The sequence below is a fragment of the Yoonia sp. BS5-3 genome (assembly GCF_038069655.2).
In the GTDB taxonomy this organism is placed as follows: Bacteria; Pseudomonadota; Alphaproteobacteria; order Rhodobacterales; family Rhodobacteraceae; genus Yoonia; species Yoonia phaeophyticola.
The window spans coordinates 2,959,148-2,972,687 of the sequence record NZ_CP150951.2; the positions used below are offsets into that span (position 1 = coordinate 2,959,148).

The 13,540-nt window shown below is 56.6% G+C and carries 18 protein-coding genes and 1 tRNA gene; 15 read left to right on the forward strand and 4 right to left on the reverse strand.

Going from position 1 to position 13,540, the window contains the following annotated elements; genetic code table 11:
• Window positions 1–122 precede the first annotated feature (122 nt).
• Window positions 123–212: transfer RNA gene (locus AABB29_RS15040), tRNA-Ser, on the reverse strand.
• A gap of 143 nt (window positions 213–355) precedes the next feature.
• On the opposite strand from AABB29_RS15040, the gene AABB29_RS15045 reads away from it, so the two are divergent.
• The 4 genes from AABB29_RS15045 to AABB29_RS15060 all read left to right on the forward strand — a co-directional run bounded on the left by AABB29_RS15045 (window position 356) and on the right by AABB29_RS15060 (window position 3,727).
• Window positions 356–1,186: a DUF2059 domain-containing protein gene (locus AABB29_RS15045; RefSeq protein ID WP_341366140.1), complete on the forward strand. Its 831-nt coding sequence runs from the start codon at window positions 356–358 to the stop codon at window positions 1,184–1,186.
• A gap of 75 nt (window positions 1,187–1,261) precedes the next feature.
• On the forward strand, window positions 1,262–1,666 hold the full coding sequence (locus tag AABB29_RS15050; RefSeq protein WP_341366139.1) for a hypothetical protein: 405 nt from the start codon (window positions 1,262–1,264) through the stop codon (window positions 1,664–1,666).
• 520 nt (window positions 1,667–2,186) lie between these two features.
• Window positions 2,187–2,804 carry a hypothetical protein gene (locus AABB29_RS15055; protein ID WP_341366138.1) on the forward strand — a complete coding sequence of 206 codons (618 nt, stop codon included), beginning with the start codon at window positions 2,187–2,189 and terminating at the stop codon, window positions 2,802–2,804.
• A 191-nt stretch (window positions 2,805–2,995) separates the two neighbouring features.
• On the forward strand, window positions 2,996–3,727 hold the full coding sequence (locus AABB29_RS15060; RefSeq protein WP_341366137.1) for a hypothetical protein: 732 nt from the start codon (window positions 2,996–2,998) through the stop codon (window positions 3,725–3,727).
• 35 nt (window positions 3,728–3,762) lie between these two features.
• On the opposite strand, the gene AABB29_RS15065 is transcribed toward AABB29_RS15060, so the two are convergent.
• Window positions 3,763–4,110: a hypothetical protein gene (locus AABB29_RS15065; RefSeq protein WP_341366136.1), complete on the reverse strand. Its 348-nt coding sequence runs from the start codon at window positions 4,108–4,110 to the stop codon at window positions 3,763–3,765.
• A gap of 177 nt (window positions 4,111–4,287) precedes the next feature.
• Here AABB29_RS15065 and AABB29_RS15070 point away from each other — a divergent pair, with 177 nt between their 5' ends.
• From AABB29_RS15070 to AABB29_RS15105, 8 genes are all read left to right on the forward strand, one after another.
• Complete coding sequence (locus AABB29_RS15070; protein ID WP_341366135.1) at window positions 4,288–4,968, forward strand: 50S ribosomal protein L21; 681 nt, start codon at window positions 4,288–4,290, stop codon at window positions 4,966–4,968.
• An 11-nt stretch (window positions 4,969–4,979) separates the two neighbouring features.
• Window positions 4,980–5,249 carry a 50S ribosomal protein L27 gene (gene rpmA / locus AABB29_RS15075; RefSeq protein WP_341366134.1) on the forward strand — a complete coding sequence of 90 codons (270 nt, stop codon included), beginning with the start codon at window positions 4,980–4,982 and terminating at the stop codon, window positions 5,247–5,249.
• Window positions 5,250–5,376: 127 nt separating this feature from the next.
• Window positions 5,377–5,919, forward strand: coding sequence for a GNAT family N-acetyltransferase (locus AABB29_RS15080; protein ID WP_341366133.1), 543 nt, complete (start codon window positions 5,377–5,379; stop codon window positions 5,917–5,919).
• A complete protein-coding gene (locus tag AABB29_RS15085; protein ID WP_341366132.1) occupies window positions 5,916–6,428 on the forward strand; it encodes a GNAT family N-acetyltransferase in 513 nt (170 codons plus the stop codon). The genes AABB29_RS15080 and AABB29_RS15085 overlap by 4 nt, the downstream gene beginning before the upstream one ends.
• On the forward strand, window positions 6,421–6,921 hold the full coding sequence (locus AABB29_RS15090) for a GNAT family N-acetyltransferase (RefSeq protein WP_341366131.1): 501 nt from the start codon (window positions 6,421–6,423) through the stop codon (window positions 6,919–6,921). Before AABB29_RS15085 ends, AABB29_RS15090 begins: the two co-directional genes overlap by 8 nt.
• Window positions 6,922–6,957: 36 nt before the next feature.
• Complete coding sequence (gene obgE / locus AABB29_RS15095) at window positions 6,958–8,004, forward strand: GTPase ObgE (RefSeq protein ID WP_341366130.1); 1,047 nt, start codon at window positions 6,958–6,960, stop codon at window positions 8,002–8,004.
• Window positions 7,992–9,098: a glutamate 5-kinase gene (proB, locus tag AABB29_RS15100; protein ID WP_341366129.1), complete on the forward strand. Its 1,107-nt coding sequence runs from the start codon at window positions 7,992–7,994 to the stop codon at window positions 9,096–9,098. The genes obgE and proB overlap by 13 nt, the downstream gene beginning before the upstream one ends.
• Before the next feature lie 12 nt (window positions 9,099–9,110).
• A complete protein-coding gene (locus tag AABB29_RS15105; RefSeq protein WP_341366128.1) occupies window positions 9,111–10,376 on the forward strand; it encodes a glutamate-5-semialdehyde dehydrogenase in 1,266 nt (421 codons plus the stop codon).
• Here AABB29_RS15105 and AABB29_RS15110 read toward each other — a convergent pair.
• On the reverse strand, window positions 10,373–10,963 hold the full coding sequence (locus AABB29_RS15110; protein ID WP_341366127.1) for a histidine phosphotransferase family protein: 591 nt from the start codon (window positions 10,961–10,963) through the stop codon (window positions 10,373–10,375). The genes AABB29_RS15105 and AABB29_RS15110 overlap by 4 nt on opposite strands.
• Before the next feature lie 27 nt (window positions 10,964–10,990).
• Between AABB29_RS15110 and AABB29_RS15115 the strand changes: the two genes are divergently transcribed.
• From AABB29_RS15115 to AABB29_RS15125, 3 genes are all read left to right on the forward strand, one after another.
• Window positions 10,991–11,176 (forward strand): DUF3553 domain-containing protein, encoded by a 186-nt coding sequence (locus AABB29_RS15115; RefSeq protein WP_341366126.1) that lies wholly within the window; start codon window positions 10,991–10,993, stop codon window positions 11,174–11,176.
• Window positions 11,177–11,300: 124 nt separating this feature from the next.
• Window positions 11,301–12,083 carry a GNAT family N-acyltransferase gene (locus AABB29_RS15120; protein ID WP_341366125.1) on the forward strand — a complete coding sequence of 261 codons (783 nt, stop codon included), beginning with the start codon at window positions 11,301–11,303 and terminating at the stop codon, window positions 12,081–12,083.
• Entirely contained in the window at window positions 12,076–12,903 is an 828-nt protein-coding gene (locus AABB29_RS15125) for a lysophospholipid acyltransferase family protein (protein ID WP_341366124.1), read from the forward strand. Before AABB29_RS15120 ends, AABB29_RS15125 begins: the two co-directional genes overlap by 8 nt.
• Here AABB29_RS15125 and AABB29_RS15130 read toward each other — a convergent pair.
• Window positions 12,883–13,506: a thiamine phosphate synthase gene (locus AABB29_RS15130; protein WP_341366123.1), complete on the reverse strand. Its 624-nt coding sequence runs from the start codon at window positions 13,504–13,506 to the stop codon at window positions 12,883–12,885. The genes AABB29_RS15125 and AABB29_RS15130 overlap by 21 nt on opposite strands.
• Window positions 13,507–13,540 lie beyond the last annotated feature (34 nt).

Here is a 13,540-nt window from a genome sequence, read left to right on the forward strand (position 1 = left end):
GAAGTTGAATGCCAACGCACAACTTACACTTTCAAACCGGCAAAATTACCGGTTGAAAAAGAGTAGTAGAGCGTTGGTAGATTTGGCAAATTGCCGAATTTCTAAATGAAATCAAAGGCAAGTGGCGGAGAGACAGGGATTCGAACCCTGGGTACCCGTGAAGGCACAACGGTTTTCGAGACCGCCCCGTTCGACCACTCCGGCACCTCTCCGCGGGGGTCGCTGCGTCGTAATCTGCGGGCGTCCGCTCTGCAAGGGTAAATCGCGCCCGTTGACAAATCCGTGCCATGCGCTTGGAAAACCGGCCTGTCCGGCGTATTTCATCTAAGAACCTTTTCAGCAGGAAGGACAATTCATGCTGCGTATTATCGCGACCGCGACCTTTTTCATCGGAACCTTTGGTGCCGCCTCTGCACAAGAGGCCTCGCCTGCCAAGGTGGACGCCTTATTTGACGCTTTGGGCCTACCCGAGATGTTAGTGATTATGCAGGAAGAGGGCGTCGAATATGGGATGACCCTTGCCGATGATATGTTTCCGGGCGGCAATTCGGCCGCTTGGTCAGCCGCTGTTACCCAGATTTATGATATCGATATGATGTATGAAGAGGTGCGCGGCGCTTTTGCCAAGGCGCTTGAAGGTGATGATCTTGATGCGATGCTTGCCTTTTATACATCCGAGCCTGGCGCGACGATCATTGATCTGGAGGTGAGCGCCCGCCGCGCTTTGTTGGATGAGGCAGTTGAGGCGGCGAGTAAGGATAACGCCGCCATTGCGATGATGGACGAAACGCCCCGGTTTCAGCTGGTGCAAGACTTTGTCGATGCCAACGATCTGATTGAAACCAACGTGGTCGGCGCGCTTAACTCCAATTACGCCTTTTACATGGGGTTGATCGATGGCGGTGTCGCGCTGCCCGGCGTCACGGCCGAGACCGCGTTGAAGGATGTGTGGCTTCAAGAACCTGAGATACGCGCAAACACAACCGAATGGGTCTATTCGTTCTTGCTGATGGCCTATCAGCCGATTTCGGATGCGGACTTGCAGACCTATATTGCCTTTTCAGAAACCGAGGCGGGGCAGGATATGAATGCGGCGCTGTTCATGGCCTTTAACGGGATGTTTGATGATATCTCACGCGGGTTGGGGCTGGCCGCGTCGCGCTTCATGATTAGCCAGGAACTTTAAGGCGGCGCGCGGCTTGGCATTCCGGACCACTGCGGTATTACTAGCGGCAAGGAAGTTTCGAAAAGGAATATTGCTTTGTCCCGACCTCTGTTTCTTGGCGCCACGCTGACGCTATTTGCGGCTTGTGCGCAGACACCGGCCATCGCACCGCAACCTGAATTGCCGCTGGATGATCCGCGCCAGCAGGCCTTGGTGATTAGTGAATGCGCGATCTATTTTGCCGCGGTTCAGCAGCTGGAAAGCGAAGGGCGTAGTGCCAATGGTAATCCAACCCGCGATTGCCCGGACGAGGCGCGTGGCCGTGCCGCTGATATCAACCCCCGCGTCAGCGTGCCGCCTGTCAGCGAGGGGTATCCGCAAACGCTTTATAACCGGATGATTGCGCGTGGCATTCCAACCGACTTGGCTGATGATATCGCAAAATCACAGGCTTTCTGGAACCTCGTGGCGCAGCGCGACTCGGCCTTGGGTACGTTCTGAGCGAACCATTTTTGAAATTGCGGCGCTGGCGGTCCGCGGCTGGCAGCGCCTTACTGGGCGCGTTGGGGTTGGCCGAAAGAAAATGGTCTTGTTACCCCGATTGAGTATCTTTCAGTACAGTCGCGCAATTCGCCTACGGTTAGTCTGATTTATATATCAGATGGAGAGCCGTATGGTCAGTGTCAGAGAAAATAGTGGCGTAACGGCACCGGTCGGCGACGTACAGCCGCTGCAGGCCGATGAACAACCAAACGCAGGTTTTGATCCTGCGGATAACCCGCCGCCGCCGCAAGTCGATGCCCCCCGCAAGAGCATGATGTCGCGCTTTTTTTCGATTCCGTCGAAGCTGAGGGCCGGTTTGAAAAGCTTTGGTGCAATCTTTGGACGTCAGGTCGCGAAGCCCGTTGCAGACAAGCTGGAACCAAAGTTGGAGCAGCGTCTGAACATGATCGACAAAATGACCGTTGGTGAGCCAATCCCTCGGGAAACCAAATTGATGATGGCCAAGAACGATGCGTTGATGGAAAAGCTTGGTCAGTTCAAGGAGGCTGGTTTTAAGCTTCAGCTGGTGCGCGCAGGGCAGGGGGCGTTTACGCCACTTGACGAAAAGAACAGCACGATCAATTTGTCTTTTGAATTGGCTGAAACGAACCCTGAGGCCTTTGTGAATACGCTTGATAGCCAACTCGATACGTTTGTGAAGGGGCAAGAAGACGCGCTATTGCATTGGGAACTTGAGGCGCTGCCGGACGATGTTGAAACGGAAACTGTAGCGGCGAGTGATACCCGACAGATCGAAGAGGGATCAGATGAGCGGCCGACACAAAAGCCGGAAAGCCCTGTCGTAACTGGCGCGAGCGACGACAAAACGCGGACCATCGATAGTGGTGGTACAGAAAGACTCGCTGCTCATATCCAGACCTTGGATCAACGAAATCAGGATTTGAATGAGCGGATTGATCAGCTGGAACGTCAGGTGGCGCAAGGTGACGCGGAAAAAGATAAAGTCACCGCTGAAAAGCACAAATTGTTAGGCCAGCTTGCCGCCGCCAAGGCATTCAACAGGGATTTGCAGAATGAGAAATTTGAACAAGAACTTGCAAATTTGCATTTGCGCCTCGCCAATCTGAAAGCTTAGGCGTCTGCGCGACCCTAGCTACCAGATCATCATCATGCCGTGCCTTTTACTTATAAGGCGCGGCATTTTTTTGCGGTCAAAAAAGACAAATAGCTGCAAATAGTACCTTACGGCACAACCCACCCGAACGCGCCTGGTATTCTGACTTCAGACAAAATGGAGATAGGTCAATGGTTGAGAGAACCGCAGGTATGGGCACTGCTGCAACGGCTCAGATGAACGCAGCAAATGTTGCGCCGAACAATAATGATGGACAGAATGCCGGTTTTGCCCCGGCCGAGCGTGGCGGACCTGAGGGGGGCCACAAAATCCGTGACATGTTCAAAAATATCATGTCAAAGATCAGCAGCGGTTTTCAAGCCGCGAAAGCCTTTGTGTTGGGCAGATTTTCCCCCGTAACGGATAGGCAAATTCCACAGGCGCAAACAAATCCAATGCGCGCCGAAAGGAATTTTGGAAGACCTAACAGCGCTGAGCGTGTTGCTTTGGATCGTCTGTCCATAGATTCTGATGCGACTGATGCTTCCGAATTGATGGAACTTACCGCGAAGCTCCAGGAAACAGGAGCTTACGATACTGTTAACAAACAAATGGATGGTTTGTGGGCGAACCGCGCGGTCATCGAACAACGTGATGATCAGCCTGCAGAAGAGGCGGGCACACCGCGCTTTGACGTCAATGTCGATGGTGCACACGCCGACCCTGACCGTCTGGCAGCGGACGCTAAGCGAGGTACCAATCCTGGCGTTGAGAATGCCAACACGGATGACGCCAATGTAGCGCCAACGGACGAAGACGCGCAAAATGAAGCAGAATTTGAAGCACTGATGGCGCCTAACCCCAATATGCGGATGCGTACCCCCGCTGACGATGCCATTTTGAGCAGGCTGCATTTCGCCGCGGATAAGCCCCTCAAGGAATAATGCGATCGCTGCGCCCCTGTTTCGGGGCGCAGCGCTTACCCGCCATAGACCATAAGCGCGACCACCAATGCACCAGGGTTTTGTGCATAAAGTCCGATATCCGATTGCAGTTGGATGATCCGTGTGGGCCTATCGGCCTCGGGCACTTCAGCTGCATTCATGGCGTCGGTCAGAACAGGCCCGCCACCTGCGTTGAGATCACGCAAGATTGCTGGGTAATTGGATTTCACAATCACCTCGACCCGGCCGCGCCGTTCGTTATACGCTGCATTGCCAATGGCCGTTGATAGCCCGCTTACAGGAAGCAATAATGGATTGCCGAGGTGGTTGGCCTCATTTGAACAGGCGGCGAGCGCCAGAGTGGTCATGAGAATGATCCGCATGGGCTTTGGGGCCTTCTTATGGGTTGACTTATTCATCTATTGGTCACATAAGCCGCCATCCCTGCAAGGTACTTGCCGGGCTTTATGCGAAATTACGCCCACGGGCGCGCTGTTCACAGGTACCAAACGCCGGTTTGATCCGGGGCCTCAGAGACGCGGAAAACAAAGGAATACCATATGTTTGCGGTTCTCAAAACCGGCGGCAAGCAGTATAAAGTGGCCTCTGGCGACGTATTGCGTGTCGAAAAGCTAGCCGCGCAAGCTGGCGACAAAATCCAATTCAACGACGTTCTGATGGTCGGCTCAACTGTGGGCTCACCTTTTGTTGAGGGCGCTGGCGTCCAGGCAGAAGTGATCGATCAGATCAAAGGCGAAAAGACGATCAACTTCGTTAAGCGCCGTCGTAAGCACAGCTCGGCCCGGAAAAAAGGCCACCGTCAGCAACTGACATTGGTGCGCATTTCCGAGATCCTTGAAAAAGGCGCCGACAAATCTGGCGTTATGGCTGCCGTTTCCGGTGCTGGCGTTGTCGCAGCAGCTGCTGCCAAGCCTGCCGCGAAGAAAGCGGCGCCGAAGAAGGCTGAACCCAAGGCAGAGGCCCCAAAGGCAGAAAAGCCTAAGGCCGCCCCAAAGAAAGCTGCCCCTAAAAAGGCTGAAGGTGGCGATGACCTGAAGCAATTGTCAGGTGTTGGCCCCGCATTGGAAAAGAAACTGCATGATGCGGGTGTGACAACATTCGCCCAAATCGCAGCATGGACCGAAGACGATGTAGCTGCTATGGACGAAAAACTGTCGTTCAAAGGCCGGATCGAACGTGAAGGCTGGATCGCGCAAGCGGTTGAGCTGGCAAAAGGCTAAGGAGAGACCAAATGGCACATAAAAAAGCAGGCGGTTCATCCCGTAACGGGCGCGACTCAGCTGGTCGTCGCCTTGGTGTAAAGAAATTCGGCGGCGAAGCCGTCATTCCCGGCAACATCATCATGCGTCAGCGTGGCACAAAGATGTGGCCAGGCACCGGCGTTGGCATGGGTAAAGATCACACAATCTTTGCAACTGTCGATGGCGCTGTGAAATTCCACAAGGGCCTCAAAGGCCGTACGTTTATTTCGGTTCTCCCAGTGGCGGAGGCCGCTGAATAAGCCGAAAATCTCAGGTAACGCATTTGAGGGGATCGGTGAACACCGGTCCCCTTTTTTATTCATATTTCTGCCACCATATCTGTTTAGGGGTGCGCGAGACCGTTCATGTTTTCGGGGAGGGAAGGCAATGAAGCACGAGGAAATCACTGTGCAGGATACGATCACGGCAGACCGGTTTGTGCTGCGCCCCTGCCGGAAATCCGATGCCGGGCTTATTGCGATGTATGCCAGTGATGATCGTGTGGCCCGTGGCACCCGCGCGATGCCGCACCCATTGCCCCCCGGCACCGTTGAGGCGATGATTGAAAGGGCCAGCCAACCTGACAGGACAGAGGATGTCTGGGTCATGGACGGCGCCGCCCATGGTCACGCCGAGGCATTGGGCCTGATCAGCCTTGAACGGATGGATCGTGCCCAGTCCGAGATTTTCTATTGGATCGCGCCTGCCTTCTGGAACACCGGCTTCGCGACCGAGGCGGTGCGCAGCCTGATCGCGGCCAATCCACACCGCTCTGACCGGATTTTTGCCGAGGTTTTTCAGGATAACCCGGGTTCGGCCCGTGTGCTGACCAATTGCGGCTTTGATTATCTGGGCGACGCAGAGGCCTTTTCCGTGGCCCGCAACGCGACGGTGCCAACATGGACCTACACGCTTAAGACGGGGCAATGACCCTTTCCACATTGCAGACGAAACGGTTGACCTTGCGGGCGCTCGCGCCGCGAGATGCGCGCGTTATTGCAAAAGCCTTGAACAACTTTGCTATCAGTAAGTGGCTGACGATGGTCCCGTTTCCTTATGGGGTCACGGATGCGGAATGGTTCATCAATGAAAACCTGAAGGGCCGGTTCAACGCACGCCTGATCTGGCGGGGCGACAGTTTGATCGGGACCGTCGGTTTGGACAGCGAACTTGGTTATTGGCTGGCCGAAGACGCTTGGGGGCGTGGATATGCGACCGAAGCGGCGCAGGCCGTTGTGAATGATCACTTTGCGGCGAATGACAGTGCCATCTACGCAAGCCATTTCACGGAAAACAAAGGCTCGCAAAACGTTCTGCAAAAACTGGGGTTTGTCGATATCGGACCAGATGTCCATTTTTCGATGGCCCGTCAGGAAGACGTCCCTGTCCGCAACATGGAACTGACCCGCGCCGGGTGGGCGGTGCGTCATAGTGATTGATTTAACCTATCGTTTTTTGCGCGAGGATGATTTTGAGGATCTGCACGCGCTTGCTTCGATTTGGCCGGTTGTGCGCCAGTTGGGCAGTTGGCCGTGGCCACCGAGCAAAGCGTTCACGCAAAGCCGTTGCAGGCCCTACCGGGGCGAGGGTTTTATCTGGGCCATGTGTGACACTGATCGTCTGATTGGTACGCTAGGGGTAACGGGGGGTATCGTTGGTTACAATCTACATCCCGATTATCATGGGCAGGGGATTATGACCGGTGCTGTAGCCGACGCGATTGAGCAGGCCTTCATGACCACCAAACGCGACGTCCTGACCGCGTCCACCTGGCACGACAACGCCGCATCTGCGTGGGTGCTGGCAAAACAAGGCTTTGTCCATTGGCAAACGCGCTATACCCATGCGCGGGCGCGCGGGGTTCCAACGTTGATCCATGATCACAGGCTGTCGCGTAACACATGGCAACGCTTGAGAAGCACCGACGATTAGAGTATCGCGGCGCAAAGACAGCCAGAAAGCAGCCCAATGAAGTTTCTCGATCTTGCCAAGGTCTATATCCGCTCCGGCGCGGGCGGGTCGGGTTGTATCTCGTTCCGGCGCGAGAAATATATCGAATATGGCGGGCCAGATGGGGGCGACGGCGGCAAAGGCGGCGATGTGGTGGTTGAGGCTGTCGAAGGCCTGAACACGCTGATCGATTTTCGCTATCAGCAGCATTTCTTTGCAGGGAACGGGCAGGCCGGGATGGGCAGCCAGCGCACCGGCAAGGATGGCGATGATAAGGTCTTGCGCGTGCCTGTGGGCACCGAGATCATTGACGAGGACGAAGAAACCGTCATCGCCGATCTGACAGAAGTTGGCCAAAGGATCATTATCGCCAAAGGCGGTAATGGCGGCTGGGGCAATCTGCGCTTTAAATCGGCGACCAACCAGGCCCCACGCCGGGCCAATCCGGGGCAGGAATGCATTGAACGCACCATCTGGCTACGGCTTAAACTGATTGCGGATGTAGGCCTTTTGGGCAAGCCAAATGCGGGCAAATCTACCTTTCTGGCCGCCACCTCCAACGCGCGGCCCAAAGTGGCGGATTATCCGTTCACTACATTGATTCCGAACCTGGGCGTTGTGGGCATTGATGAAGTCGAGTTCGTCGTTGCTGATATCCCCGGCCTGATCGCAGGCGCGTCTGAGGGTAGGGGGTTGGGCGATATGTTCCTGGGCCACGTGGAACGCTGCGCCGTTCTGCTGCATCTGATTGACGGGACCTCAGGCGATCCTGCGGGCGATCTGACCACGATAATCCAAGAGCTTGAGGCTTACGGCGGCGAGCTCGCAGAAAAGCCGCGCATCACGGTGCTCAACAAGATCGACACGCTTGATGAAGAAGAACGCGCCTTTCTGACCGAAGAAATCGCAGCTGTGGCCAATGGCCCTGTGATGCAAATGTCCGGTGTCAGCCGCGAGGGTATTCCGGATGTGCTGCGCGCCTTGCGTGCGCAGATCGACGACACACGCCTGCGTCACCGTAAGGAGGCCGAGGCGGATGAGGAAGATGCGCCATGGCAACCTTAAGCGACGCAAAACGGCTGGTCGTCAAAATCGGCTCGGCGTTGTTGGTTGATGTTGAAACCGGCAAGCTGCGGCAGGACTGGCTGACATCACTGGCCGATGACGTCGCCCGCATCCGGGCGCGGGGCACGGATGTGATCATCGTCTCATCGGGCTCAATCGCGCTGGGGCGGGGTGTGCTAGGGTTGCCGCAAAGCTCGCTCGCGCTGGAACAATCACAGGCCGCGGCGGCGGTCGGGCAAATCCAACTGGCCCGCGCCTATGAGGCGGCACTCCAGCCGCACGGGATTACTGCGGCGCAGGTCCTTGTCACTTTGGAGGATTCGCAGGATCGGCGCAGGTATCTTAACAGCCGGGCCACGCTTGAGACGCTACTGGGTCTTGGTGTCACGCCGATTGTGAATGAAAACGACACGATCGCGACCGATGAAATCCGCTATGGCGACAACGACCGGCTCGCTGCGCAGGTCGCTGTGACCGTTGGCGCGGATCAACTGGTGCTTTTGTCGGATGTCGATGGGCTTTATACCGATAATCCCAAGGTGAGCCGCGCCGCGCAACATATTGCAGATGTTGATAAAATAACGCCAAAGATCGAGGCGATGGCAGGGGACGCAGGTTCTGGTCTGTCCAAAGGTGGGATGATCACCAAGATCATGGCCGGGCGCATCGCGACCGAGGCGGGCTGCGCCATGGCGATTGCTTTGGGCACCGAAGCGCATCCGCTCAAGACGCTGGAACAAGGCGGCCGGGCCACATGGTTCGCCGCGCAAACGGATCCGCAAACGGCGCGTAAAAGCTGGATATCGGCCATGAAACCGCGTGGGACGATCACGATTGATGCTGGTGCCAAAGATGCGCTGAGCCGTGGCAAAAGCCTGCTGCCTGCAGGCGCCGTGCAAATCCACGGCAGCTTTGGACGCGGTGACCTTGTCGCCATCGAAGACCAAGAGGGCACGCAGATTGGGCAGGGGCTTGTCCGCTACACCAGCGCCGAGGCCCGGCAAATTATGGGCCACAGGTCCGCTGACATTGTGGGCATTTTGGGATATGAAGGCCGCTCGGCCATGGTGCACCGCGACGATATGGTGCTGTAGAAGGGGTTTGTGATGAATGATCATGATGCAATCGGGCCTATGATGGCTCAGATCGGGGCAGATGCCCGCGCAGCTTCTGTGGCCCTGGCAACTGCCCCGGCAGAGGTGAAGGCCAAAGCCCTGACCTTGGCCGCTGACGCGGTATGGGCCCAGCGTGATGCGATCATTGCCGCTAATAAGAAAGACTTGGCCTTTGGAGCCGACAAGAGCTTGTCACCTGCCATGATGGACCGGCTGATGCTGGATGAGCCCCGTATTCAGGGCATCGTGGATGGTCTGCGCGCTGTCGCTGCGCAGGACGATCCCATTGGTGCGGTGACCGAAGAATGGACCCAGCCCAGCGGGTTGCATATCCAGCGGGTGCGCACGCCCATTGGTGTGATCGGCGTGATCTATGAAAGCCGCCCGAATGTGACCGCTGATGCGGGCGCACTTTGCCTGAAATCCGGGAACGCGGTGATCCTACGCGGTGGATCGGAAAGCCTGCATTCTTCCCTTGCGATCCATGCCTGCATGGCTGAAGGGCTACGCGAAGCGGGCCTTCCCGAGGCGTGTGTGCAGCTTGTCCCAACGCGCGACCGCGCGGCGGTATCGGCCATGCTGCAGGCTACCGACCATATCGATGTGATCGTGCCGCGTGGTGGCAAAGGCCTTGTTGGTTTGGTCCAACGCGAGGCCCGCGTGCCCGTCTTTGCCCACCTTGAGGGTATCTGTCACATTTATGTCGATGGTGATGCGGACCCGGAGAAAGCCAAGGCGGTGCTGGTGAACGCCAAGACGCGCCGGACGGGCATTTGCGGCTCGGCCGAGACTGTGCTGGTGGATCAGGCTTTCCGGGCCAAGCACGGGGATATGCTGGTCACAGCGCTGTTGGAGGCCGGTGTTGAAGTGCGTGCTGGCGGTGATTTATCGGCGATCGACGGCACGGTGCAGGCTGCTGCCGATGACTTTGGTCAAGAATTTCTCGACATGATCATCGCGGCGAAAACCGTCGATGGTGTGGACGAGGCCATCGCCCATATCCGGAGGTACGGCTCGAACCACACAGATGCGATCATTACCGAAAATGATAGCGTGGCTGATCAGTTTTTCCGCGATCTCGACAGCGCCATTCTGATGCGCAACGCCTCGACCCAGTTCGCTGACGGGGGCGAATTTGGCATGGGGGCCGAGATTGGGATTGCCACAGGCAAGCTGCATGCACGCGGGCCGGTTGGGGCCGTACAACTGACCAGCTTTAAGTATCTGGTCACCGGCGACGGGACGATCCGGCCCTAAAAACGGGCGGTGATCTGGGTGCTTGTTGTGGTGATTTGCAGGCTGCGCGCCGCTTCGCGAATAAAGCCGGGAAGCAATGCAAACTGGACCTGGGCTGCGGTATAGTCGTGGCGCAGTTGAGGGTTGGTCAGGCTGTCCCACAGATCGTGATCGATGCTTTGCCTTGTGCCTTCCGCACGCAGGAACCAGTTGCCGCTTTCCTCTTCGATATGAATATCGCCGCCGACGGGCAGGGCGCTTTCGAAGCATTGCATCAGCAGCAGGGCGCAGCGCACAAGGCGGCGGTGATGATCGCCCTGCACCTGCCAAAAATATGTAAACCGCCCGCCGCGCGCGGTCGCGGCCAGGATCGATAGAATTTCGGACCGGCTGATCGTTTGATCGGCAGAGGCGGCACCATATGCGATCCGGAAATAGCGGATGCGTGCATTGGCATTTTGCACGCTTTCATTGATTAATTCCATCTCGGCGCCGGTATCACCATCGGTCAGGGCCAAAAGTTCAACCCCATTGCCGATCGCGCCAATTGGGCTGATAAGGTCGTGACAGATACGAGAGCCGACAAGGGCAGCAAGATCAGGTGTCATAATAATGGCTCCATTAGGAAAGGCGACATGGCAAACGATCTTAACACAATTTTGGAACCTGGCATGTTTGTCCGGCATCCCGATGCGCCCGAATGGGGTGTTGGGCAGATCCAATCCAATATCGGTGGTAAGATCACCGTGAATTTCAGAGAAGCCGGTAAAGTTGTCATTGATGGCTCACATGTCGCGCTTGTTATCGTTTACGATCCTTGAACACAACCCACGGTGGTTTTCCGTGCTGGCCTGTCAATGTTTCGACCTTAACCATTTCGCAGGAGGGTTAGTAAATGGTTAACAGATTGAAGCTGGTGCGATTTTCACGCAGAATAGTGCGACCATGACGACAATGCTATCACCAGATTTCGACGTCAGCTTGGCGGTGTCAGCGGACGATCTCGACGCAGCTAAACGGTTGCGCTATGACGTCTTTGTCACCGAGCTTGGTGCCGACGGGCCAGGTGTTGACCATGCAGCCTATCATGAAGAAGACCGCTTTGATCCCTTTGCCAAGCATCTTCTTTTGCGCGATCGCAACCTGCCGGCGGGGCGCGATGTGGTGGGCGCCTATCGGCTTTTGACCCAAAAGGGTGCAGCGGCGGCTGGGCAGTTCTATTGCGAAGATGAATATGACCTAACGCCTTTAAAACGTAGCGAAAAGCCGCTGCTCGAGCTGGGCCGTTCCTGTTTGCACCCAGACTATCGCGGCGGCGCAGGGTTGATGCATCTATGGCAGGCGGTGTCCGATATCGTTGCCCGCGAGAAAATTGGTATTCTCTTTGGTGTTGCATCTTTCCATGGCACCGATGCGGATGGGTTGGCAGGGCCCCTTAGCCTGCTACATCACCGACACCTTGCGCCGCCGCATTTGCGTGTCACCGCAAAGGGCGATGCGGCACGCCCGTTGAATACCGTGCCGGAAGATCAAATTGACCGCGTTGCGGCGATGCGTCAGACGCCATCACTGATCAAAGCCTATCTGCGGCTTGGCGGATGTGTTGGGCAGGGTGCCTTCGTGGATCACGCGTTTAACACGACCGATATTTGCCTGATCTTGGATACCCATAATCTGACTGCGCGCGGGCGCAAACTCTACCAGGGCGGGATCACAGCTGATGTCTGAAACATGGCGCAGCCCGGACCCGCTTGAAGATGCGCGGATCGGTCTGGCGGGATGGCTCCGCGCCATATTACGGGCGATTCCGCTGGTGCTGCTGGTCTTTGGGGGTCTGATCATTTTGTTGGTCATCCGCCTGTTTGAGCGTCCGTTTTTTGGGTTACGTCGCCCTGTTACGCCTTTTGTGACGCAAGCTGTTTGCCGATTGGCCTTTGTGTTGTTGGGCATCCGTTTCGAAACGCAAGGATCGCCGATGCGCGGGGCAGGGGCAGTTGTCGCAAATCATTCCTCCTGGCTGGACATTTTTGCGTTGAATGCGCGTAAGCGGATCTATTTCGTCTCAAAATCCGAAGTCGCCACTTGGCCCGGTATTGGCTGGTTGGCCCGCGCGACAGGCACAGTGTTTATTCGGCGCGACCGGCGCGAGGCGGCATCGCAGGTGGGTATTTTCAAGAACCGCCTGGAGGCCGGGCATAAACTGCTGTTCTTTCCAGAAGGCACATCGACCGATGGACGTCAGGTACTGCCGTTCAAACCGACTTTGTTTGCAGCATTTTTTGACGAACAGTTACGCGATCATCTGCAAATTCAGCCGGTGACGGTGAATTATACCGCGCCCGCCGGCGCCGATCCACGGTTCTACGGATGGTGGGGGGATATGGAATTTGGGCCCCATTTGTTGACCACATTGGCCGCAAAGCAGCAGGGCAAAGTGCGTGTTTGTTATCACTCGCCCGTCAATGTCCGGGATTTTGCAGACCGCAAAGCGCTTGCGAAAGCCACCGAAGAGACCGTGCGCGCAGGGCTAGATCATTTCAGCCTTTAGGTTTGCCAGCGTCTTGGCAGGATCGTCCGTGGTCCAAATCTCATCCCCGATGCCAAAGAAATCGGTATGCGGGGTCAGTTTGCGGATCAGGTCAATATCAAGCGCCCCTTCCGCGACCACGGGGACCTCGATCATCATGGACCACCACTCAAAAAGCTCTAGCTCGGCTTGGCGTCCATCGCCAAGCGGGGTCACACCGACGGGGCCAAAGCTGACATAATCAGCGCCAAGCTCGCCTGCGGTCATGCCGTCATGGCGCGAATTGGCGCAAAAGCTGCCAACAATCGCATCATCGCCCAGATCCTTGCGTGTCTTGTTCACCGCACGTGCCCCATCGGCCAGATGTACGCCGTCCAGGCCCAGTCTTTCGACCATCAGGATGTGGCTGTCGATCACCAGCGCCACGTCGCGTGCATGTGTCACTTCACGCAGCGCATCGGCGGCCTTGGCGATCCGGCTATCATCCTTGGTCGCAAGGGACAGGCGCACGCAGGCCACCTCGGTTTGATCAAGGCAAGCGGCCAGTTGGCCTGGAAAGCTGGAAAGATCAAATTCCGGCGGCGTGATCAGATAGATTTGAGGGGCGTCTGGGGCGTCCGTCATGCGTGTATTTCCAAAAGAGTCGTTGTTTCAAAAC